The 22,350-nt window shown below is 36.8% G+C and carries 19 protein-coding genes, 1 tRNA gene, 4 pseudogenes and 1 riboswitch; of the genes and pseudogenes, 11 read left to right on the top strand and 13 right to left on the bottom strand.

Translation table 11 applies throughout. From position 1 onward, the window contains the following. The 4 genes and pseudogenes from HMPREF2644_RS06355 to HMPREF2644_RS06370 form a co-directional block, all read right to left on the bottom strand. A pseudogene (locus HMPREF2644_RS06355) lies at window positions 1-256 on the bottom strand (sel1 repeat family protein); the annotation flags it as partial. Between the two features lie 200 nt (window positions 257-456). Beyond that, window positions 457-993, bottom strand: a complete 537-nt coding sequence (locus HMPREF2644_RS06360; protein WP_005651005.1) for an elongation factor P hydroxylase — start codon at window positions 991-993, stop codon at window positions 457-459. A gap of 280 nt (window positions 994-1,273) precedes the next feature. Next, window positions 1,274-1,990, bottom strand: a complete 717-nt coding sequence (locus tag HMPREF2644_RS06365; RefSeq protein ID WP_041174764.1) for a PBECR3 domain-containing polyvalent protein — start codon at window positions 1,988-1,990, stop codon at window positions 1,274-1,276. 14 nt (window positions 1,991-2,004) lie between these two features. Next, window positions 2,005-2,226 (bottom strand): annotated as a pseudogene (locus tag HMPREF2644_RS06370) (DUF935 family protein); the annotation flags it as partial. On the opposite strand from HMPREF2644_RS06370, the pseudogene HMPREF2644_RS09485 reads away from it, so the two are divergent. Beyond that, a pseudogene (locus tag HMPREF2644_RS09485) lies at window positions 2,223-2,677 on the top strand (replication endonuclease); the annotation flags it as partial. The pseudogenes HMPREF2644_RS06370 and HMPREF2644_RS09485 overlap by 4 nt on opposite strands. Here HMPREF2644_RS09485 and HMPREF2644_RS09525 read toward each other — a convergent pair. The 3 genes from HMPREF2644_RS09525 to HMPREF2644_RS06390 all read right to left on the bottom strand — a co-directional run bounded on the left by HMPREF2644_RS09525 (window position 2,579) and on the right by HMPREF2644_RS06390 (window position 3,980). Next, window positions 2,579-3,277 (bottom strand): site-specific integrase, encoded by a 699-nt coding sequence (locus HMPREF2644_RS09525; protein ID WP_041174762.1) that lies wholly within the window; start codon window positions 3,275-3,277, stop codon window positions 2,579-2,581. The pseudogene HMPREF2644_RS09485 and the gene HMPREF2644_RS09525 sit on opposite strands and share 99 nt — an antisense overlap. Before the next feature lie 83 nt (window positions 3,278-3,360). After that, window positions 3,361-3,678, bottom strand: a complete 318-nt coding sequence (locus HMPREF2644_RS09530; protein WP_038441298.1) for a hypothetical protein — start codon at window positions 3,676-3,678, stop codon at window positions 3,361-3,363. A gap of 225 nt (window positions 3,679-3,903) precedes the next feature. After that, window positions 3,904-3,980 (bottom strand) — tRNA-Val (locus tag HMPREF2644_RS06390). 230 nt (window positions 3,981-4,210) lie between these two features. On the opposite strand from HMPREF2644_RS06390, the gene pyk reads away from it, so the two are divergent. From pyk to HMPREF2644_RS06425, 6 genes and pseudogenes are all read left to right on the top strand, one after another. Beyond that, complete coding sequence (gene pyk, locus HMPREF2644_RS06395; protein ID WP_070828328.1) at window positions 4,211-5,647, top strand: pyruvate kinase; 1,437 nt, start codon at window positions 4,211-4,213, stop codon at window positions 5,645-5,647. Between the two features lie 129 nt (window positions 5,648-5,776). Beyond that, complete coding sequence (locus tag HMPREF2644_RS06400; RefSeq protein WP_257286130.1) at window positions 5,777-7,192, top strand: replicative DNA helicase; 1,416 nt, start codon at window positions 5,777-5,779, stop codon at window positions 7,190-7,192. A gap of 9 nt (window positions 7,193-7,201) precedes the next feature. Continuing rightward, the gene (alr, locus tag HMPREF2644_RS06405; RefSeq protein ID WP_054249393.1) at window positions 7,202-8,284 is read left to right on the top strand and encodes an alanine racemase; all 1,083 of its coding nucleotides are present in this window, start codon (window positions 7,202-7,204) and stop codon (window positions 8,282-8,284) included. Between the two features lie 96 nt (window positions 8,285-8,380). After that, window positions 8,381-10,030 (top strand): glucose-6-phosphate isomerase, encoded by a 1,650-nt coding sequence (gene pgi / locus HMPREF2644_RS06410; RefSeq protein WP_070828329.1) that lies wholly within the window; start codon window positions 8,381-8,383, stop codon window positions 10,028-10,030. Between the two features lie 73 nt (window positions 10,031-10,103). Then, window positions 10,104-10,591, top strand: a pseudogene (locus tag HMPREF2644_RS09130) (transposase). 90 nt (window positions 10,592-10,681) lie between these two features. Beyond that, on the top strand, window positions 10,682-11,653 hold the full coding sequence (locus HMPREF2644_RS06425; protein WP_070828330.1) for a glycosyltransferase family 2 protein: 972 nt from the start codon (window positions 10,682-10,684) through the stop codon (window positions 11,651-11,653). A gap of 185 nt (window positions 11,654-11,838) precedes the next feature. On the opposite strand, the gene HMPREF2644_RS06430 is transcribed toward HMPREF2644_RS06425, so the two are convergent. Genes HMPREF2644_RS06430 through HMPREF2644_RS06440 form a run of 3 tightly spaced genes read right to left on the bottom strand, consistent with a single transcriptional unit; the run spans window position 11,839 to window position 13,199 of the window. Beyond that, entirely contained in the window at window positions 11,839-12,303 is a 465-nt protein-coding gene (locus HMPREF2644_RS06430; protein ID WP_042601686.1) for an outer membrane lipoprotein, read from the bottom strand. Between the two features lie 25 nt (window positions 12,304-12,328). Further along, on the bottom strand, window positions 12,329-12,580 hold the full coding sequence (locus tag HMPREF2644_RS06435) for a glucose-6-phosphate isomerase (protein WP_070828331.1): 252 nt from the start codon (window positions 12,578-12,580) through the stop codon (window positions 12,329-12,331). A gap of 49 nt (window positions 12,581-12,629) precedes the next feature. Continuing rightward, window positions 12,630-13,199, bottom strand: a complete 570-nt coding sequence (locus HMPREF2644_RS06440; RefSeq protein WP_005647225.1) for a VOC family protein — start codon at window positions 13,197-13,199, stop codon at window positions 12,630-12,632. Between the two features lie 79 nt (window positions 13,200-13,278). Here HMPREF2644_RS06440 and argS point away from each other — a divergent pair, with 79 nt between their 5' ends. Continuing rightward, window positions 13,279-15,012, top strand: a complete 1,734-nt coding sequence (gene argS, locus HMPREF2644_RS06445) for an arginine--tRNA ligase (protein WP_070828332.1) — start codon at window positions 13,279-13,281, stop codon at window positions 15,010-15,012. Between the two features lie 286 nt (window positions 15,013-15,298). Here argS and ilvN read toward each other — a convergent pair whose 3' ends face one another. The 3 genes from ilvN to HMPREF2644_RS06460 form a co-directional block, all read right to left on the bottom strand. Next, window positions 15,299-15,790 carry an acetolactate synthase small subunit gene (gene ilvN, locus HMPREF2644_RS06450; protein ID WP_005647229.1) on the bottom strand — a complete coding sequence of 164 codons (492 nt, stop codon included), beginning with the start codon at window positions 15,788-15,790 and terminating at the stop codon, window positions 15,299-15,301. Further along, on the bottom strand, window positions 15,790-17,511 hold the full coding sequence (locus HMPREF2644_RS06455; RefSeq protein ID WP_005656914.1) for an acetolactate synthase 3 large subunit: 1,722 nt from the start codon (window positions 17,509-17,511) through the stop codon (window positions 15,790-15,792). The genes ilvN and HMPREF2644_RS06455 overlap by 1 nt, the downstream gene beginning before the upstream one ends. Before the next feature lie 266 nt (window positions 17,512-17,777). Next, the gene (locus HMPREF2644_RS06460; protein ID WP_005661480.1) at window positions 17,778-19,298 is read right to left on the bottom strand and encodes a Na+/H+ antiporter NhaC family protein; all 1,521 of its coding nucleotides are present in this window, start codon (window positions 19,296-19,298) and stop codon (window positions 17,778-17,780) included. 57 nt (window positions 19,299-19,355) lie between these two features. After that, window positions 19,356-19,532: riboswitch (Lysine riboswitch) on the bottom strand. 197 nt (window positions 19,533-19,729) lie between these two features. On the opposite strand from HMPREF2644_RS06460, the gene HMPREF2644_RS06465 reads away from it, so the two are divergent. From HMPREF2644_RS06465 to aroA, 3 genes are all read left to right on the top strand, one after another. Continuing rightward, complete coding sequence (locus HMPREF2644_RS06465; protein ID WP_005647241.1) at window positions 19,730-20,134, top strand: H-NS histone family protein; 405 nt, start codon at window positions 19,730-19,732, stop codon at window positions 20,132-20,134. Between the two features lie 69 nt (window positions 20,135-20,203). Next, on the top strand, window positions 20,204-21,040 hold the full coding sequence (gene purU, locus HMPREF2644_RS06470; RefSeq protein ID WP_005661478.1) for a formyltetrahydrofolate deformylase: 837 nt from the start codon (window positions 20,204-20,206) through the stop codon (window positions 21,038-21,040). Next, window positions 21,040-22,338 carry a 3-phosphoshikimate 1-carboxyvinyltransferase gene (gene aroA / locus HMPREF2644_RS06475; RefSeq protein ID WP_070828333.1) on the top strand — a complete coding sequence of 433 codons (1,299 nt, stop codon included), beginning with the start codon at window positions 21,040-21,042 and terminating at the stop codon, window positions 22,336-22,338. The genes purU and aroA overlap by 1 nt, the downstream gene beginning before the upstream one ends. Window positions 22,339-22,350 lie beyond the last annotated feature (12 nt).

The following is a 22,350-nucleotide window of genomic DNA, read 5'->3' on the forward strand; positions in this document are numbered from 1 at the left end:
TCACCGCTTCAAAATCATCTTGTTTGACGCCTATTCCTCTTGCATACATCACGCCCAACATCAATTGAGCCTCTGCATTTCCCTGCTCCGCCAGAGGTAACAAAAATTTAAAGGTGGTTTGATAATCGCCTCTCGTAGTGGCTTCAGAACCTTGTTGGAATTGCTGTTCCAGCGTATCCGCCCAAGCGGTGGATTGAAAAGAAAAGATAGAAGCGCCTAAAAGTGCGGTGGTAAAAAGTGTTTTTGTGAATCGCATAGAAATCGTCCATTTATTAATCAACAATTGAAACAACCAAACATTTTTTGTTTAGCATTATGTTTTGTTGTACTCTCTGTAAAGAGAGTACAACACCCAGTATACTGGGTGTGAAATGATTAAAAATTGAACTATTTAATTAGGAGGGAATTGGGGGCTTAAGACTGAAAAAAGTGAGCAATTTTGCTCACTTTCTGCTATTAAATACGCACGACATCAAACTTCGCCAGATCAATTTCATCTTCTGTGCCATAAAATGCCACTAACGCCTTGCGTAACATTTCCGCTCGTTTTGGTAAACCTTTTTCCGCATAGATTTTCACTTGTTCATACACGGCTTGTTTAAAAGGCTGTGTATCGCCCGGATTGCCATTCAAATTATCCGCACTGGCAAAATAACGGAAACCTGCCGCCGTTGCCAAAATCCACTCTAATGCTTGCGGTTTAACTTCAACTTTTTCAAAATCACGCTGACGTTCTTCTGAACGTCCATCTGGCTCATACCAATAACCAAAATCTTCTAGTTTACGGCGTTCTTTGCCTGCCACTAACCAATGGGCAATTTCGTGCAATGCACTGCTGTAAAAGCCTCGCGCAAAATAAATCGCGTTATAAGGCACTTCATCATTTGCGGGTAAATAAATGGGCTCATCACCGCCTTTGACTAAGCGAGTGTTGTATTCCTCTTCAAAACATTGATTAAAAATTGCAATAATATCTTCTAATTTATGTTCCATGGTATCGACTCCTAAAAAACCGCGAGATTATATCACCAGAGGCTCATTTGTTCTTGTTTATTTTCTTCGGGTAAATTGACATGTAACCCAATCAAACGAATCGATCGCCCTTTTGCTCGCATAAAAATTTGAGGAAGTAATTGTTGATTTTTAAAATTTAAGGGGGTATATTCATGCAAGGCAGTTATTAAAAAAGCGGTGATAATCTCCCTGCCGCAGCCTACTTGAGGTGGCTCGTCCTGCTCAGGTGTCCGAGAGCGTGTGTAAGTGATCGGGAGCCTTACTTGATAACTGCCAATTTACCTTTCATTTTTTCTACTTCCTTGATATTAATCTCCCTTGCCGAAAGCACAAAAATTTCATTAAATTTAGATAAGTGCTTTATTACACCTAAAATACGCTGTTTCTCAAAGTTTTTGATAAAATAAAAACGATCATTATCTTGTAGAACAATATCAGGCTGATTAAATAAATCAGGGAAAAGTGCATAGCTTTCCAGTCCAAAATCTTGCCCATCACGGCTATTAAACTGTTTAATTAAAGTATCATCAGAAAGCCACACTGTGCCAGTTTTGCTTTTCAATAAATCCTTACTTTCCGCACTCAAGACACCTGCCGCAAATTTAAAATTTTTGGTAAGACTATCTCGCACCTGTAACATTTGATCAACAGTGAGTTTTTTTCCATCTAGGCTGAGCGTTTGTTTCATCTCCGCCATATGCTTTGCCAACAACTCAAAATCGTGCTTAAACTCCCCACCTTTCATCTCAACCTTCGCAAACGCATGCGCCAGTTTTTCAGGATAAAGATCCAAATTAGGCTTGTAGTTTAATCGCCCTACATTGTAATCAAAGCCTTTATCCGTCACACGTATCGTGCCATCAGGCAATTTAAACCCTACCGTCTTTTCACGATTACCTTGCTTATCTGCTGGGCGTTCTACTTCCACCAAAAATTCAGAACTGTCGTCAGGCTTATCAATCCCACGGCGTTTCAAATCTCTTTCGCCTAACCTTCCTGCGGTTCAGGAATCCCTAATTTATCCCACACCCAACTTTCCGAAATCTGCACGCCAATGCCCGTAAGTTTAGGGATGGCATCTGCAAATACCGATAAGTCTTCATATTCTTTTGTGTCAAACTCAAAATAAGGGATACGATGTGGCGCAATATTCGGATCAACATTAATTTGCAAATACGGCAAAATGATTTGTTGAGTGATAGTTTGCGCAAGGTGGCGCAATGACAAAACGTTGTGATCAGCCTATTTGTATTGAGTATGAAGAATGCGAACCGAATAAATACGGTGAGATTCGTAAGAAAATTGTGGGGGTAAAAAACAGATTCACAGAAAAGAAAATCATCACCAAATTAAAAAACTGGGTGATTAAATCAGCGAAAAGTGCGTTGGGTTCCACCGCACTTAATTCGGAGACCACCGAACAAACAAGGCGCATCGAGCCGCTTGGACTTGTGTCAATAACTGTAACCGTTCAAAAATTGAACATCAAGCTAATCTATTGATGTTGCCTATCGGTTCGCCATTAAAACCGTCACAAATTGACCTTTTAATGCTCCATGGACGGTTACAGCTTAATGACTATCGGTGGATTTGTTGTGAAAACGATGAAGTTTTCATTAAAGAAGAAAAAATTCCGTTGGCTCAAGCCTTTGGTTGGGGTCAGATCATAACCCGCCTTTGTTTTATAGCCTTCTGCCATATCAGGTGCGTAATAAGTATTTTGCAGAATACTGAGATCTCTATGGCCCGATATTTTGGCTAATACCATTACATCCACTTTTTCTGCCAATCGTTCACGGCGGGTGTCGTGAAAATGTAAATTGGCATTTTCAAGCCCTTCCATCTTTTTGAGCTTGCGGAAGTTGTGATCCAGTTGGCGTGCTTCCATTTGGAATACTCGCAGATCACTTTCTGTTTTTACCGAAGTAAGATGTTGTAAAATCGCTATTGCTTTTACCGAAAGAGGCACCGTGCTTGAATGTCCATTTTTAGTAATTGGCAAAAAGGCGGTGCGCTTTTCAAAATTGATATTATTCCAAGTTAAACTTGCTATTTCCCCTGCTCTCATTGCTGTCTCTATAGCAAAAAGAAATGCCGCCCCCGTGCAATTTTGTAAGGTTTTTGGCGGTTCAATATGTTCGACATCATAACCTGACACAAAAATCAGACGCTCAATTTCATGTTCATTATATCGACGAGTTCTTGGCGCTGGTGCTTTTGGTTTCTCAAGATATTTTAGGGGGGGGCTGTTATAAAATCCCATTCAATCGTTTTGGCCATTAGAGCAGAAAGCGAACTACGTTCACGCAAAACTGTTGCTGGAGAGACTTCTTTTAATCGTTGATTTTACCACTCACGAAAGTGTGCTTTTCCTATTTCTTGTAAAGATATTGCGGCAAGCGGAGTTCGAGAAAGACGCAGTAGTCTTATGCGCTCTTCACGTTTCCCGTGCTTGGTTACAGTGACTTCTTTTAGATACTTATCAATCAGTTCATCCAATGTAATATCAGGGATTTCATTATACTTTCCTGATTCGAGCTGTTTTTCGAGCATTTCTGCCCATTTTTTGCGTCTGCTTGAGTCAAAAAAAGTAGCTGATTTGCTCACGCCAAACTTGCGCACTTGTGCGTGCCAACGCTTGCCATTCTTGATAATTGTCGCCATTGTTTATTCCATAAAAATGTGTGCAATACACGTGTGCAAAAATATGTGCAATGGAGTATAGAACAGATCGAAATCGATCCCAATCGGTATAAAAATACTACCTTTTAGGCGATTTTGATATAAAAAAGAAGGTATGTTTTAGTGTGTGAAATTATATAAGCTATTGTTTTTACTTATATTTTATCTATTTCTATCTGAAAATTGGGGAATAGAGAAAAATAGAGATGGTGCGACTAGCTGGACTCGAACCAGTGACCCCCACCATGTCAAGGTGGTGCTCTAACCAACTGAGCTATAGTCGCACAGTGTGAAGTAGTCGTGATTATAGATATTTTTAACTTGAACACAAGTATTTTTCTTAAAACCCGATATAACTGGCAAAAAAGTAAACAAAACCAGCTTAAATAACTGAGCCGTTTTTGATTTCCAAAAGTTTTAAGCGTATAATGTGCACCGATTTTTTATCTGGCTAATATATGTAGCGAAGTAAAATAACACCTTTAAAATTTTGTAATTATTGACGGAGTAAATAATGTCTAGAAGACTAAGAAGAACGAAGATTGTATGTACTATGGGCCCATCAACTGACCGTGATAACAATCTTGAAAAAATTATCGCAGCGGGCGCAAACGTAGTTCGTATGAACTTCTCTCACGGTACACCTGATGACCATATCGGACGTGCTGAACGTGTACGTTCTATTGCGAAAAAATTAGGTAAAACCGTGGCAATCTTAGGTGATTTACAAGGTCCTAAAATTCGTGTTTCTACTTTTAAAGACGGTAAAATTTTCTTAAACGTTGGCGATAAATTCATTCTTGATGCAGAATTACCAAAAGGCGAAGGCACTCAAGAATCCGTTGGTTTAGACTATAAAACGCTTCCTCAAGATGTTGTGCCGGGCGATATTCTTTTATTAGATGATGGCCGTGTTCAATTAAAAGTATTATCAACTGATGGTGCAAAAGTTTTCACTGAAGTTACTGTTGGTGGTCCATTATCAAATAATAAAGGTATCAATAAATTAGGTGGCGGTTTATCTGCGGATGCCCTAACAGAAAAAGATAAAGCCGACATTATTACCGCTGCACGCATTGGTGTTGATTTCTTAGCCGTTTCTTTCCCTCGTTCAAGTGCAGATTTAAATTATGCACGTGAACTTGCTCAACAAGCAGGTTTAAATGCAAAAATCGTTGCTAAAGTTGAACGTGCAGAAACCGTTGCTAATGACGAAGCCATGGACGATATTATTTTAGCATCCGATGTAATTATGGTTGCTCGTGGTGACTTAGGTGTAGAAATCGGCGATCCTGAATTAGTCGGTGTACAGAAAAAATTAATTCGTCGTTCACGTCAATTAAATCGTGCTGTAATTACAGCGACTCAAATGATGGAATCAATGATTAGTAACCCAATGCCAACGCGTGCTGAAGTAATGGACGTTGCAAACGCAGTATTAGATGGAACTGATGCAGTTATGCTTTCTGCAGAAACAGCAGCCGGTCAATATCCTTCTGAAACAGTGGCAGCAATGGCTAGCGTATGTTTAGGTGCAGAAAAAATGCCAAGCATTAACGTTTCTCGTCACCGTATGGATAAAGAATTTGAAACCATTGAAGAGTCTGTTGCGATGTCTGCAATGTATGCAGCAAACCACATGAAAGGTGTAGCGGCAATCGTCACTTTAAGTAGCACAGGCCGTACTCCATTATTAATGTCACGCATTAGCTCTGGTTTACCAATCTTTGCTTTATCTCGTCATCAAGAAACCTTAAATCTTTGTGCATTATACCGCGGTGTAACCCCTGTTTTCTATGGTGAAGATAGCCGTACTGAAGCTGGTGCAAAAGCTGCACTACAATCATTAAAAGAAAAAGGTTATTTATCTGCAGGCGATTTAGTGCTTCTAACGCAGGGTGGACAAGGTGCGACAGAAACTAACGTTTGTCGCACATTAATTGTTGAATAATCAATAATCTGAATACTTTAAATAAAGAGCGGTGGATTTTCCACCGTTTTTTATTTCCTTTTTTTACCGCACTTTTCACTTAAACCCAATAGATATTTGCGGTATTATAGGCGACATTCTAGTATCGAAATAAGTCCTATGGCATCACAACCTCAAATCAAATCTTCTGACAAAAAAACGGCACAAGTAAGTATTCCCCCGCACTCAATTGAAGCTGAACAAGCTGTATTGGGTGGCATTCTGCTGAGTAATCAACATTGGGATAGCATTGCTGAACGTGTTATTGCTGACGATTTTTATACTTTTCAACACCGTCTGATTTTTACAGAAATGGAACATCTAATGCGTAATCAATCGCCTATTGATTTAATTACGCTAGATCAAGCCTTAAGAAGCCGTGGTGTAAGCGATGAAGTGGGGGGGTTTGCCTATCTTGCAGAGCTTTCCAATAATACCCCGAACGCAATTAATATTTTGGCTTATGCGGATATTGTGAGAGAGAAAGCCATATTACGAGAACTTATTTCGGTAGGAAATCGTATTGCTGAAAATAGTTATTCTCCCAAAGGGCAAGACATTAAGTTAATTCTTGATGAAGCTGAGCGTGAAGTATTTGCGATTGCAGAAAAACGAACAACTTCTAGCGAAGGCCCGCAGAATGTGATCAATGTATTGGAAAGTACTATTGAAAAAATTGATATTTTAAGCAAGCTTGAAAATCATTCGGGTGTGACTGGTGTTACAACTGGCTTTACTGATCTTGATAAAAAAACGGCAGGTTTACAGCCTTCTGACTTAATTATCGTTGCGGCACGTCCGTCAATGGGTAAAACCACTTTCGCAATGAACCTTTGCGAAAATGCTGCAATGGCAAGTGAAAAACCTGTTTTAGTATTTAGTTTAGAAATGCCCGCAGAACAAATTATGATGCGTATGATCGCATCGCTTGCTCGCGTTGATCAAACCAAAATCCGCACAGGTCAAAATTTAGATGAAATTGAATGGAACAAAATTGCCAGCGTAGTGGGAATGTTCAAACAAAAAAATAATCTTTTTATCGATGATTCTTCAGGTTTAACCCCTACCGATGTTCGTTCGCGCGCACGCCGAGTTTATCGTGAAAATGGTGGATTAAGTATGATTATGGTGGATTATTTGCAATTAATGCGCGCACCCGCATTTTCAGATAACCGAACACTAGAAATCGCAGAAATTTCTCGCTCCCTTAAGGCACTCGCCAAAGAATTACAAGTGCCAGTGGTCGCCCTTTCTCAATTGAATCGTACTTTAGAACAACGTGCAGACAAACGCCCTGTAAACTCAGATTTACGTGAATCAGGCTCTATCGAACAAGATGCTGACTTGATTATGTTTATTTACCGTGATGAAGTCTATAACGATAACTCGGAAGATAAAGGGGTTGCAGAAATTATTATCGGTAAACAGCGTAATGGCCCAATTGGTCGAGTGCGATTAAAATTTAATGGACAGTTCTCACGCTTCGACAATCTCGCTGAACAACGTGAATATAGAGATGATTATTAAGGAAAAATAATGAACGTAAAACCGGCGACAGCGAAAATCAGTTCGCACGCCTTAAAACAGAATTTAGAAATAATTAAACAAAAAGCACCAAATAGCAAAATTATTGCTGTGGTTAAAGCAAACGCCTATGGTCACGGCGTTGTGTTCGTTGCTTCAACCTTAGAACAAAGTGTCGATTGCTTTGGGGTAGCGCGTTTAGAAGAGGCTTTAGCATTACGTTCCAATGGTATTACTAAACCGATTTTATTGCTTGAAGGCTTTTTCAATGAACAAGATTTGCCCATCTTAGCGGTCAATAATATCGAAACTATTGTACATAATCGTGAACAATTAGAAGCATTAAAACGTGCGAATTTACCAAGTCCAATTAAGGTTTGGTTAAAAATAGATACGGGAATGCACCGTTTGGGCGTTGCTCTTGATGAAGTGGATTATTTTTATCAAGAACTCAAAAAACTCCCTCAAATTCAACCGCACTTAGGCTTTGTCAGCCATTTTAGCCGAGCCGATGAACTAGAATCAGACTACACCCAACTTCAAATCAATCGTTTTTTATCCGCCACAAAAGATAAGCAAGGTGAACGAACAATTGCTGCTTCTGGTGGCATTCTTTTCTGGCCAAAATCTCACTTAGAATGTATACGCCCGGGTATTATTATGTATGGTATCTCACCAACAGATACTATCGGCAAAGAGTTTGGCTTAACGCCTGTGATGAATTTAACCTCGTCATTAATTGCCGTTCGCCATCATAAACAAGGCGATCCTGTAGGTTATGGCGGTATTTGGACAAGCTCACGAGATACTAAAATTGGCGTGGTCGCAATGGGTTATGGCGATGGTTATCCGTGCGATGTGCCAGAAGGTACGCCTGTTTATTTAAATGGCCGTCTTGTACCAATTGTTGGGCGTGTGTCAATGGATATGCTCACTGTTGATTTAGGCGCAGATAGCCAAGATTTGGTAGGCGATGAAGTAATTTTATGGGGCAAGGAATTGCCTATTGAAACCGTAGCTAAATTCACAGGCATTTTAAGCTACGAGCTAATTACAAAATTAACACCGCGTGTTATAACTGAATATGTTGATTAATCACTGCATTTTTTGAATAGAGGAAGTCATTCTCCCTAATAAAAATTCCAGAAAGTGCGGTTAAAATTTCAATTATTTTTAATGAAAGGAAATACTATGAAAAATATTAACCCAACTCACACCCAAGCGTGGAAATCTCTCGAAGCACATAAAGCTGAATTGTCAAATACCACTATCCAAGATCTATTTAAACAAGAAAAAAATCGTTTTGACGATTATTCTTTAACATTCAATAACCAAATTCTTGTAGATTTTTCCAAAAATAACATCAATCAAACAACCCTTTCACATCTTCGCCAACTTGCTCAAGAATGCGCGCTTGATAATGCAAAAGAAGCGATGTTTACTGGCGAAAAAATCAATCGTACTGAAAATCGTGCCGTGCTACATACTGCACTTCGCAATCGCGCTAATATCCCAGTGCTTGTTGATGGTAAAGATGTTATGCCTGAAATCAATGCGGTGTTAGCTAAAATGAAAGATTTCTGTCAGCGTATTATTTCTGGTAAATGGAAAGGCTATACAGGCAAAGCGATTACAGATGTTGTGAATATTGGTATTGGTGGCTCTGACTTAGGCCCTTATATGGTAACTGAAGCACTTCGCCCGTATAAAAATCATCTAAATATGCATTTTATTTCAAATGTGGATGGTACACATATTGCAGAAACCTTAAAAAAAATCAATCCAGAAACCACTCTTTTCTTAGTGGCATCGAAAACCTTTACAACTCAAGAAACCATGAGAAATGCGCAAAGTGCGCGTGATTGGTTACTGAAAGCTGCGAAAGATGAAAGTGCGGTTGCAAAACATTTTGCAGCATTATCAACCAATGCTAAAGATGTAGAAAAATTTGGTATTGATACCAATAATATGTTTGAATTTTGGGATTGGGTTGGCGGTCGTTATTCTTTATGGTCAGCCATTGGTCTTTCAATTGCACTATCAATTGGCTTTGAAAACTTCGAAGAGTTATTAAATGGCGCGCATGAAATGGATAAACATTTCCGCTCTGCTCCAATCGAACAAAATATCCCAACTACTTTAGCCTTAGTTGGTTTATGGAATACCAATTTTCTTGGTGCACAAACAGAAGCGATCTTACCTTATGATCAATATTTACATCGCTTCGCAGCCTATTTCCAACAAGGTAATATGGAATCAAATGGGAAATATGTAGATCGTGATGGTAATATTATCAATAATTATCAAACTGGCCCGATTATTTGGGGAGAACCTGGTACAAACGGACAACATGCGTTCTATCAATTAATTCACCAAGGCACCACTTTAATTCCTTGTGATTTTATCGCACCAGCCCAAACCCACAATCCATTGGCGGATCATCACAATAAATTGCTTTCAAACTTCTTTGCACAAACAGAAGCATTAGCATTCGGAAAAACAAAAGAGGAAGTCGAGGCTGAATTTGTAAAAGCAGGTAAATCTTTAGATGATGTAAAAAATATTGTTCCATTTAAAGTATTCACTGGTAATAAGCCAACTAATTCGATTCTCGTTCAAAAAATCACGCCATTTACCTTGGGGGCATTAATTGCTATGTATGAGCATAAAATCTTCGTACAAGGTGTGATTTTTAATATCTTTAGCTTCGATCAATGGGGTGTAGAACTAGGCAAACAACTTGCAAACAGAATTCTTCCTGAATTAACAGATTCTGAAAAAGTAGCAAGCCACGATAGTTCAACAAATGGATTAATTAATCAATTTAAAGCATGGCGTTAATTGTTTGGATTTGAATAATTCTATAGCTGTCACAGATAACGACTAAAAACTCTATTTAGGTTAAGATAATCAAATGAGAGAAAGTCGCTTAAGTCAATATAAACAAAATAAACTTATTGAGATATTTCTGGCAAGTGTGACAGCTCTAGCCGCAGCTAAGTTGGTAAATATAAATAAACTTCAGCTTATTACTTTCATCGTCTACCATTGTTTATCACTCAAAGCAGCCTACATATGGAAATGTTTGAAAGTGAAATTCAAGCGAATGAAAGCTATTTTGGTGGTGCTCTGAAAGGTAAACTTGGTCAAGGAGAAGCTGGAAAAACTTCGTAATTTGTTTTTTGAAACGAAATGGCAAAGTATACACCGTGGTGATTATGAATATGCAATCTGCAACACTATTACCGATTATTCGAGAAAAGGTAAACAAGGTAGTATTGTTTATATGAATTTCTACAGAGGTTATGATATTCTTAAGCTATATTTAAAGGAATATGAATGGCGTTTTAATCACAGTGATTTAAAAAAACTCAAATTTCTATTTCAAAACAATTAATTTAGGAGAGTTTTAATTGATTATCTATGCATCTACTTTTGTTATTTAAATAACGTATAAAATAGTTTAAAGAAAAGTGTAGAATTGGAGCTTATATGGAAAATTTCCCATTAGTATCGGTTATTGTTTGTGCTTATAACGCTGAGCAATATATAGATGAAAGCATTTCATCCATTATTAATCAGAGTTATGAAAATCTAGAAATTATAGTTATCAATGATGGTTCAACAGATTTGGCTTTGTCTCATTTAGAAGAAATATCTAAATTAGATAAAAGGATAAAAATTATCAGTAATAAATATAATTTAGGGTTCACAAATTCTTTGAATATAGGCCTTGGTTGTTTTTCAGGTAAATATATTGCGAGAATGGATGCTGATGATATAGCTAAACCATCGTGGATTGAGAAAATAGTTACCTATCTAGAGAAAAATGATCATATTACAGCAATGGGATCATACTTAGAGATTATTGTAGAAAAAGAATGTGGAATTATCGGTTCTCAATATAAAACTGGTGATATATGGAAAAATCCATTGCTACATAATGAGATTTGTGAAGCTATGCTTTTCTATAATCCGATACATAACAACACTATGATTATGAGAGCAAATGTATATAGAAAGCATAAATTAATCTTTAATAAAGATTATCCGTATGCAGAAGATTATAAGTTTTGGTCAGAGGTTAGTAGGCTTGGTTGTTTAGCTAATTATCCTGAAGCATTGGTAAAATATAGACTACATGGAAACCAAACATCATCAGTTCATAATCATAAGCAAAATGAGGTAGCTAAAAAGATAAAGAGGGAAAATATTACATATTACCTTAATAAGATAGGTATAGATATAAAAGTAATTAATAGTGTGTCGTTGCTAGAAATATATCATGTGGATAAAAGTAATAAAGTGTTGAAAAGTATACTTTATGAGATGTATATGAACTTAGATAAATATACTATAACTTCACTCTTACATTTTATTAAATATCATCTTGAATTATTTGATTTAAAGCAAAATTTAAAGATTATAAAAAAGTTCATAAGAAAAATAAATGTTATATTTTAGATAGAGTGTTCAGAAAGGGGAGGAACAAATTCCCAGTTTGTCTAAAGGACTAAATTCTAATTTAGTCCTTTAAATTTATCTTAGATAGACGATAAATATATATTTTAAATGAATTTAATTATAAAAAATCAGTGCCTTACTAAGTTAAGACACTGATTAATCATATTAGACTTTAATGCTATTGGTTATAGCACAGAAACATTTAAGCTTGAGCCACCACCAACAATACGAACTCGGCGACCAGCTACAAAACTGCTGTCAGCCTTTTGAACAACAACGATCTCTTGACCATCATCTTTCTTAATTACAAGTTCAGCACCGTTTACTTGACTCATTTTTTCTTCGATTTTACTTCCAGCTATTGCACCGCCAATTGCGCCAACTACTGCAGCAATAGCTTGACCACGACCACCGCCAATTGCACTACCAGCAATACCACCTAACGCACCGCCACCAAGCGTACCAACTACACCTTGATTATCAGCTTGGATTTTAACAGGGCGCACAGAAACAATCGTACCATAAGTAATTGAACGCGCTTCCTTTGCTTGAGATGCGCTATAAACATCACCGCTGAAAATATCAGTATTTGCACAACCAGTTACACTAAAAGCAACTAACAGTGCTAATGCCATATTTGTTTTTTTCATATAATATTCTCTATATTAGAAGGAATTAAAGTGGGTTTCTTGGAGAAAAAGTTGAAATGTTTTTAGTATTACCATTGTCAGATACTGAAACACAAGCACCAACAACTAAAGTTGAATCATACTTATGCACAATAACAACTTCCTCTCCTTTCTGCTGGTTACCAGAACAATCATTTTTACGAACAGTTAATTTTAGATTTTTGCCTTCCATTTGACTAAAAATAATTTGACCTTTATAAGTACCCTCCTCCTTTTGAAAAGCAGAAAAAGCACTCAAGTCTACTGTTGCTAAACAACGAATGCAAGTGATAATTTATTCATTTTTACTAAACCTCAAGTATTTTTTTTATAGAATAAGGATGAACCTTAATGCAAGTATGATTTACTGTTTTATCCGTAAAACTTACTGCAATAGATGGATTTGGTAATCTTTCCCCATCCACTTTAGGCTCGCTCACTTTAATGGTTAATTGAGTTAATTTGTCCCATAAAAAATACATATTAACACGGTTAATCCATTCATTTATCGATTCTTTCGGTAAAAATGGCATTACAATCTCAATATGTTCCCAGCCCTCAATTGGATATTTTTTATTTTTAGGAAGTGGAAGTTCAATAATATCCACAAATTGATTGGCAAATTTAACTGGTTTTTCTAATTCAATAAGATAAATCTTACGACCATTAACAATATTATCAGATAAAATTCTACCGCACTTTAATAAAAGTATCAGCCAATTTTTAGCACTTTGCTCACTATTTACCCGTAATGCAAGATGATCAATTTCATAGTGAGACAGATCTATTGTCATTTCTTTGGCTAAATGCTGAATTTTTCTTTCAAATATTGCTAAATCTGCTGAAAGTGCGGTTAAATTTTCCTGTAAATTTGTCATTTTGTCCCTTTGAGAAATATACAAAGAACGGTATCATAACCGATTATTTTTATTATTCAATTTGAACATAGGAAAAAACGTGAATATTCAATCTATTCTATCCGATAAAATTAAACAAGCGATGATTCTTGCAGGTGCTGATCAATCTTGCGATGCGCTTATTCGTCAATCAGGAAAACCACAATTTGGCGATTATCAAGCCAATGGTATTATGGCTGCGGCAAAAAAATTAGGTTTAAATCCACGAGAATTTGCTCAAAAAGTTTTAGATAATCTTCAACTATCTGATATTGCAGAAAAATTAGAAATCGCAGGTCCAGGTTTTATCAATATTTTCTTAAATCCAACTTGGCTAACAACTGAAATTTCAGCTGCACTTTCCCACAAAAATTTAGGTATTCAAGCTACCAATAAACAAACAGTTGTGATTGATTATTCATCTCCAAACGTAGCAAAAGAAATGCACGTAGGTCATTTACGCTCTACGATAATCGGCGATGCTGTAGCCAGAACCCTTGAGTTTTTAGGTCACAATGTCATCCGCGCTAACCACGTAGGCGACTGGGGAACGCAATTCGGAATGCTTATTGCTTATCTTGAAAAAATGCAAAATGAACACGCCAGTGAAATGGAATTACAAGATCTTGAAGCCTTTTATCGCGAAGCCAAAAAACATTACGATGAAGATGAAGTATTCGCAGAAAAAGCACGTAATTATGTTGTAAAATTACAAAGTGGGGATGAATATTGTCGAACGATGTGGAAACGTTTAGTCGATATCACTATGCAACAAAATCAGCACAACTATAATCGCTTAAACGTGACTTTAACCGAAAAAGATGTAATGGGCGAAAGTCTTTATAATCCTATGTTACCAAGCATCGTAGAAGATCTTAAAAAACAAGGTTTAGCTGTGGAAAATGATGGTGCATTGGTTGTTTATTTAGATGAATTTAAAAATAAAGAAGGCGACCCAATGGGCGTAATCGTTCAAAAAAAAGACGGCGGTTTCCTTTACACTACAACAGATATTGCTGCAGCAAAATATCGTTATGAAACATTAAAAGCTAATTGCGCCCTTGTTTTTTCAGATACTCGCCAAAGCCAACATATGCAACAAGCTTGGTTAATTACTCGTAAAGCAGGTTATGTACCAGACAGTTTCTCTTTAGAACATAAAAACTTTGGGATGATGCTTGGTAAAGATGGCAAACCATTTAAAACCCGTACTGGCGGCACGATAAAATTAGCCGATCTATTAGATGAAGCCATTGAACGCGCCACTGTATTAATTAATGAAAAAAATACCAATTTATCTAATGATGAAAAAGAAGCTGTGATTGAGGCTGTTGGTATTGGTGCGGTGAAATATGCCGATCTCTCCAAAAACCGTACTACTGATTACGTTTTTGATTGGGATAATATGTTAAGTTTCGAAGGTAACACGGCACCTTATATGCAATATGCCTACACCCGTATTCGTTCGATCTTTAATAAAACAGATATAAATTCAACCGCACTTTTAGCTGCACCTTTAACTATTAAAGATGATAAAGAAAGAACCCTTGCAATCAAGCTTCTACAATTTGAAGAAGCCGTGCAAACTGTCGGAAAAGAAGGCACACCACACGTGCTTTGTGCTTATTTATATGAACTTGCTGGCATCTTCTCGTCATTCTACGAACATTGTCCAATTTTAAATGCTGAAGATGAATCTATAAAATTAAGTCGTTTGAAATTAGCATTATTAACGGAAAAAACCTTAAAACAGGGTTTAACGTTACTCGGTATTAAAACCGTAGAAAAAATGTAATTTAGATAATTAAAATCCCTTTCCTGAGAAAGGGATTTTTTATACTTGTTTACTGAATAAAAAAAGTGCCCCATTGGAGCACTACTCGGAAAGCAAAATAGATGTCGGCTATTTAAGATAGCACTTGTTTTTAGTGGTATCAGAATAAAGAAATCCAATCAGTTATGCAAATACATATTTTTAAATTTGTGAACTTGGTCACGATTTTTTTATAAAAAAACAAATGTATTTATAATAAAGTGCGGTAAAATTCTATTAAAATATTTCCGCACTTTACGCCCCTACTTTAAAGAATATTCTTTTCTCCACGAGACACACTAATCAATCCAGAACGAACAATTTCTAACAATGTAGTTTCTTCTTTCAATGCAGAAATAAACGCATCAACTTTATCATTTGTACCGCTTAATTGAATTGTGTAAGACTTTGGTGTGACATCTACAATTTGACCGCGGAAAATATCTGCTAATCGTTTAATTTCATCGCGAGATGACCCCACTGCTCTTACTTTCGCTAAAACAATTTCTCGTTCTATATGTTCCTGCTCACTTAAATTAACCACTTTAAACACATCCACTAATTTATGAAGTTGTTTTTCGATTTGCTCCAATGCCTGAGCATCGCCCACAGCTTCAATGGTCATTCGAGAAAGCGTTGGATCATCCGTTGGTGCAACCGTCAAACTTTCAATATTAAAGGCACGTTGTGAGAATAAACCAACAACACGCGATAAAGCACCAGACTCATTTTCGAGTAAAACAGATAAAATTCTACGCATTAGTTTGTCTCCTCTTGAGGTTTACTTAAAATCATTTCATTCATTGCTCCACCACGAATTTGCATTGGATAAACGTGTTCAGATTCATCTACATTAATATCTACAAAGACTAATTTATTTTTAATACTGAATGCTTCTTGCAATTTGCTTTCAAGTTCATCGGGGGTAGCAATTTTTATTCCTACGTGACCGTAAGATTCTGCCAATTTCGCAAAATCAGGCAAGGAATTCATATAGGTTTGCGAATGGCGACCAGAATAAATCAAATCTTGCCATTGTTTTACCATTCCCAAGAAATGATTATTCAAACAAATAATGACAACAGGAATACCATACTGCGTTGCGGTAGAAAGCTCTTGAATATTCATTTGAATACTACCATCGCCAGTAACGCAAACAACAGTTCCTTCAGGATGAGCTAATTTCACACCAAGTGCCGCAGGAAAACCAAAACCCATTGTGCCTGCACCACCAGAATTAATCCAATGACGCGGTTCATCGAATGGATAATGTAACGCAGCAAACATTTGGTGCTGACCTACATCAGAAGCCACATAAGCTTGTCCTTTCGTGAGGCGATATACCGCTTCCACGACTTGTTGCGGTTTAATCACGCCAGAAGTGCGGTCAAATTCCAAACATTTTTTTGCTTTCCATTGGTTGATTTCTTGCCACCAACTTTCAAGATCCGTTTGAGATTTTAATCCCTCTTCATTCAATAAACCCAAAAATTCTTCCAATACATTTTTCGCATTTCCGACAATTGGAATCGCTACTGGCACATTTTTAGAAATTGAGGTTGGATCAATATCAATATGAATCACTTTTGCATTTGGGCAATATTTTTCTAAATTATTTGTCGTACGATCATCAAAACGAACGCCAATCCCCAAAATAAGATCACTTTCGTGCATTGCCGTATTCGCTTCTAAAGTACCATGCATACCCAACATACCTAAGAATTGTTTATCCGTACTTGGATAAGCACCCAATCCCATTAATGAGGAAGTCACTGGTAAATTTAAACGTTGTGCAAACTGAATTAACTGCTTACTACATTCAGCAGTGATTGCGCCACCACCGACAAAAAGTATTGGTTTCTTCGCCACTAAAAGTGCTTTTAACGCTTTTTTAATTTGACCTTTGTGTCCATTTACTGTGGGATTATAAGAACGTAACTCGACAGATTCAGGATATTCATAAGGATATTTAAAATTCGGATTTACAGTGTCTTTTGGAATATCCACAACAACAGGGCCTGGACGACCCGTAGATGCAATATAAAAGGCTTTTTTCAAAGTAGATGGAATATCTTCCGCCTTTTTGACAATAAAGCTATGCTTCACAACGGGACGAGAAATACCCAGCATATCACATTCTTGGAAAGCATCACTGCCAATTAAATTGCTCATAACCTGACCCGAAATGATAACCATAGGCACAGAATCGGTATAAGCCGTTAAAATACCAGTGATAGCATTTGTTGCACCAGGCCCCGAAGTCACTAGCACACATCCAACTTTACCCGTTGAACGTGCGTAACCATCCGCCATATGCACCGCGGCTTGTTCGTGGCGAACTAAAATATGTTCAATACCACCCAGCGTATGAATTGCATCATAAATATCTAATACCGCGCCTCCGGGATAACCAAATACATACTCTACGCCTTCATCACGTAAAGATTGAACCACCATCTCTGCGCCAGATAACTTCTTCATTTTTCACTCCTTAAATTCACCGCACTTTTAAAAATACGAACAGATTATGTCAATATTCCACATCATACAAAGTAAAAAAAATTTGTCTAGCCACTAAAACAACAAAAAAATCAATTAAAAAAATATAAAAAACCAAAGATAAATGAAAATTTAGTTTTTTATAAATTTTTACATCAATAAAAATAAAAAAATGCGACAAAATGCCGCATTTTATAAAATAGTAAAAATATTATTTTTTATTCAAGTTTTTGAATGAGATCACACTTTTAGCGTTTTTTAACTGCAAATACAATGACAATCAATGAAACTGCCGTTGCTGCAAAACCAGCTAAACCTGAATAAGTAAACCCTACCACAATGTAACCAATAGAAGTCGCTGTTGCAACTGTGGCAGCATAAGGAAGCTGAGTAGTAACGTGATCAATATGATTACATTTCGCACCCGTTGAAGACAAAATTGTTGTATCCGATACTGGCGAGCAATGATCACCACATACTGCCCCTGCCATTACTGCAGATAAACAAGGAAGCAATAATTCTGGTGCGGCATTCGCTGCCATTGCTGCGGCAATTGGTAACATAATACCGAATGTTCCCCAGCTCGTACCTGTTGAAAATGCCATCGCTGCACCAAGAACAAAAAGTATAACAGGCAAAAATTGCATTGGAATATTACCAGACACAAGAGAAGATAGATATTTACCTGTTTGCATATCGCCTACTATTTTATTAATTGTCCAAGCAAAGAATAAAATTGCGATTGCACCTGACATTGATTTAATTCCCACAATCCAAGAACGTGCATATTCAGGAACACTCACTTGACGATCAAGAATAATTAATAAAGTAGAAATAATAATTGAACAGAATCCACCTACAACCAAAGATGTTCCTACTACGGTGTTTTCAAATGCACCTAAAACACTAAACACTTTGCCATCCGCAGCCAATGCCTCTGCGCCTGTGTAAATCATCATTGAAACTGTAGCGATAATTAAAACTAAAATAGGTAATATAAGATTACGCACCTGACCTTTTTTACCCGTTTCTTCTTCCAACTGATCTTCAGTATTTTCCAAAGCTAATTTTTCGTGACGCACCATTGAAGCAATATCAAAAGAAAAATATGCCACAAAAAACACCATAATAATGGAGAAAATTGCATAGAAGTTCATTGAACTCATTGCTACGAATGCACCAATTGGTGTGTACTCCGTGATCGAATAAGTCGCTAATAAACCACCTATTAAAGTAATAATGTATGCGCCCCAACTGGAAACTGGCATCATTACACACATCGGTGCTGCCGTTGAATCTAAAATATAAGCAAGTTTCGCACGAGAAACTTTAAAACGATCTGTCACAGGACGAGCAATTGCACCTACAGCGAGACTATGGAAATAATCGTCAATAAAAGTAACAAAAACCAATGATGCCGCTAATAATTTAGCACCACGACGACCTTTAATACGGCTTTGTGCCCATTCAGCAAAGGCACGATTACTACCTGATACGGTTAAAAGTGCGGTTAAAACACCAAGCAATAATAAGAACAAAACAATGTTCATATTTGAATTGATTTCACCATCGGCATAAACCAAAGAAACCACATTTTTTACCAAATAATTAAATGCGCTGCCGATTTGCCAATCGCTTAACATTAATGATCCAATAATAATCCCCGCACTAAGGGAAACCAAAACACGGCGAGTTGCTATCGCCAAAATTATCGCCAACAAAGCAGGGACGATTGACCAAACAGATGATGAAAAATCAATAAGTTCCATTAAATAATACCTATAATTAATGGAGAGAACGGAAAGCATAGGACAGAATAAGACCAGAACAACCGTAGCACTCCATAGTTAATCAGAAAAACTATGACAGTGTCGCCCCTTTCGAGCACGCCACCAACCAAACAAAACGACTTTTATTTGATTTCGGCAACTATTCCTTTCTTTTTTCTTCTTCGTTATCCACTCTGAAAAAATACTTATAATAATTGCGCCTCTACTTTTGTAGTGATTGGGGAGATTACCGTAAAACAAACAAAATGCCAACAGATTTTATAAACTTTAATAAAAATATAAAGAAAATAAACACAAAAAAATATATCTGTTTCGACCATTTATTTAATAATAGATATTTACAATAAATTTTATTTTCTCTATTATTAAATAAATTTTCCCACATTTAATGTTATTTATTGAGGTTTATTATGAACGAATTAGTAAGAGGTTTAACAAATCTTCGTAGTTTACGCGCAGCTGTACGTGAATTAACGTTAGAACAAGCAGAAAATGCCCTAGAAAAATTACAAACAGCTATCGAAGAAAAACGTGCTAATGAAGCAGAATTAATTAAAGCAGAGACAGAGCGAAAAGAGCGTTTAGCTAAATATAAAGAATTAATGGAAAAAGAAGGTATTACACCTGAAGAATTACACGAAATTTTTGGCACAAAAACTGTATCAATTCGAGCAAAACGTGCTCCACGCCCTGCAAAATATGCGTTTATTGATGAAAATGGCGAGCATAAAACTTGGACGGGTCAAGGTCGCACACCACGCCCAATTCAAAATGCGTTGAACAAAGGTAAATCATTATCTGATTTCGAAATTTAATTTTTCTATTTGAAACTAGAACCTATTTTATGGGTTCTATTTTTTTATCTAAACATAGCACACAACATTATGATCGAAAAAAAAATATTACTCACTGATTGCCCTGATGATAAAGGCTTAATCGCAAAAATAACTAATATTTGTTACAAACATCAACTAAATATTCTTCATAATAATGAATTTGTAGATTTTGAAACCAAACATTTCTTTATGCGCACAGAATTGGAAGGTATTTTTAACGAAGCTACTTTATTAGAAGATCTAAAATATAGCTTACCCGAAGAAACGAATTGTCGATTAATTGGCACCCAACGTAAGCGAATTGTAATTTTAGTTACCAAAGAAGCTCACTGCCTCGGCGATATTTTAATGAAAAATTATTATGGTGCGCTTGATGTAGAAATTGCAGCCGTAATCGGCAATCACGATAATTTACGTGAACTTGTTGAACGTTTTAATATTCCATTTCATTTAGTTAGCCACGAAAACTTAACCCGTGTAGAACACGACAAATTACTGGCAGAAAAAATTGATGAATATACGCCAGATTATATTGTTCTCGCTAAATATATGCGTGTGCTAAACCCTGAATTTGTCGCACGTTATCCAAATCGAGTGATTAATATCCATCATTCATTCTTGCCTGCTTTTATTGGTGCCAAGCCTTATCAACAAGCCTATGAACGCGGTGTAAAAATTATTGGCGCAACGGCACATTTTATTAATAACGAATTAGATCAAGGCCCAATCATTATGCAAAATGTGATTAATGTGGATCATACTTATAATGCAGAAGCGATGATGCGTGCTGGCCGTGATGTGGAAAAAACCGTGTTAAGTCGCGCCCTTGATCTCGCTTTACACGATAGAATTTTTGTTTATAAAAATAAAACGGTGGTGTTGTAATGGAAAAAATTACTCTTGCACCAATAAGTGCGGTTGAAGGAACAATTAATTTACCAGGTTCTAAAAGTTTATCGAATCGCGCATTACTTTTAGCCGCCTTAGCTAAAGGAACAACAAAAGTAACCAATTTATTAGATAGCGATGATATTCGACATATGCTTAACGCCCTCAAAACATTGGGCGTACGCTATCAACTGTCTGATGATAAAACTATTTGTGAAATAGAGGGATTAGGCGGAGCATTCAATATACAGAATAATCTTTCACTCTTTCTTGGCAATGCTGGGACTGCAATGCGTCCATTAACCGCAGCACTTTGCTTAAAAGGAAAAACCGAAAGCGAAATCATCTTAACGGGTGAACCTCGTATGAAAGAACGACCGATTCTTCATTTGGTCGATGCGCTACGCCAAGCGGGTGCAGATATTCGCTACTTAGAGAATGAGGGTTATCCTCCGCTCGCAATTCGCAACAAAGGGATAAAAGGTGGAAAAGTCAAAATTGATGGTTCAATTTCATCTCAATTTTTGACCGCACTTTTAATGTCTGCACCACTTGCAGAAAATGACACAGAAATAGAAATTATCGGTGAACTAGTCTCTAAACCCTATATTGACATTACCCTTGCAATGATGCGAGATTTTGGTGTTAAGATTGAAAATCATCACTACCAAAAATTCTACATTAAAGGCAATCAATCCTATATTTCGCCTAGTAAATACTTGGTAGAAGGCGATGCATCATCAGCCTCTTACTTTCTTGCAGCTGGCGCCATTAAAGGAAAAGTGAAAGTAACAGGCATTGGCAAAAATTCAATTCAAGGCGATCGTTTATTTGCTGATGTATTAGAAAAAATGGGGGCAAAAATCACTTGGGGAGAGGATTTTATCCAAGCCGAATACGCTGAATTAAATGGTATTGATATGGATATGAACCACATTCCAGATGCCGCAATGACGATTGCAACTACTGCTCTTTTTGCCAACGGCGAAACCGTCATTCGCAATATTTATAACTGGCGTGTGAAAGAAACAGATCGATTAACAGCAATGGCAACCGAACTACGTAAAATCGGTGCAGAAGTCGAAGAAGGTGAAGATTTTATTCGTATTCAACCGCTTCCACTCAATCAATTTAAACACGCCAATATTGAGACCTATAACGATCACCGTATAGCAATGTGTTTTTCTCTAATCGCACTATCAAACACACCAGTGACGATTTTAGATCCCAAATGTACTGCCAAAACCTTTCCTACATTCTTCAATGAATTTGAAAAGATTTGCTTAAAAAATTAAGTAAAAAAGTGC

The sequence above is a fragment of the Haemophilus sp. HMSC071C11 genome (genome assembly GCF_001837655.1).
Taxonomy (GTDB): domain Bacteria; phylum Pseudomonadota; class Gammaproteobacteria; order Enterobacterales; family Pasteurellaceae; genus Haemophilus; species Haemophilus influenzae.

Bases quoted from the DNA above. Each gene is read 5' to 3' on its own strand.
- HMPREF2644_RS06465 (WP_005647241.1), top strand. From the start codon at position 19,730: ATGAACGAATTAGTAAGAGGTTTAACAAATCTTCGTAGTTTACGCGCA.
- HMPREF2644_RS06360 (WP_005651005.1), bottom strand. From the start codon at position 993: ATGGAACATAAATTAGAAGATATTATTGCAATTTTTAATCAATGTTTT.
- ilvN (WP_005647229.1), bottom strand. From the start codon at position 15,790: ATGCGTAGAATTTTATCTGTTTTACTCGAAAATGAGTCTGGTGCTTTA.
- aroA (WP_070828333.1), top strand. From the start codon at position 21,040: ATGGAAAAAATTACTCTTGCACCAATAAGTGCGGTTGAAGGAACAATT.
- HMPREF2644_RS09530 (WP_038441298.1), bottom strand. From the start codon at position 3,678: ATGGCGACAATTATCAAGAATGGCAAGCGTTGGCACGCACAAGTGCGC.
- HMPREF2644_RS06440 (WP_005647225.1), bottom strand. From the start codon at position 13,199: ATGACAAATTTACAGGAAAATTTAACCGCACTTTCAGCAGATTTAGCA.
- pgi (WP_070828329.1), top strand. From the start codon at position 8,381: ATGAAAAATATTAACCCAACTCACACCCAAGCGTGGAAATCTCTCGAA.
- HMPREF2644_RS06460 (WP_005661480.1), bottom strand. From the start codon at position 19,298: ATGGAACTTATTGATTTTTCATCATCTGTTTGGTCAATCGTCCCTGCT.
- HMPREF2644_RS06455 (WP_005656914.1), bottom strand. From the start codon at position 17,511: ATGAAGAAGTTATCTGGCGCAGAGATGGTGGTTCAATCTTTACGTGAT.
- pyk (WP_070828328.1), top strand. From the start codon at position 4,211: ATGTCTAGAAGACTAAGAAGAACGAAGATTGTATGTACTATGGGCCCA.
- purU (WP_005661478.1), top strand. From the start codon at position 20,204: ATGATCGAAAAAAAAATATTACTCACTGATTGCCCTGATGATAAAGGC.
- HMPREF2644_RS06430 (WP_042601686.1), bottom strand. From the start codon at position 12,303: ATGAAAAAAACAAATATGGCATTAGCACTGTTAGTTGCTTTTAGTGTA.
- HMPREF2644_RS06425 (WP_070828330.1), top strand. From the start codon at position 10,682: ATGGAAAATTTCCCATTAGTATCGGTTATTGTTTGTGCTTATAACGCT.
- HMPREF2644_RS09525 (WP_041174762.1), bottom strand. From the start codon at position 3,277: ATGGGATTTTATAACAGCCCCCCCCTAAAATATCTTGAGAAACCAAAA.
- alr (WP_054249393.1), top strand. From the start codon at position 7,202: ATGAACGTAAAACCGGCGACAGCGAAAATCAGTTCGCACGCCTTAAAA.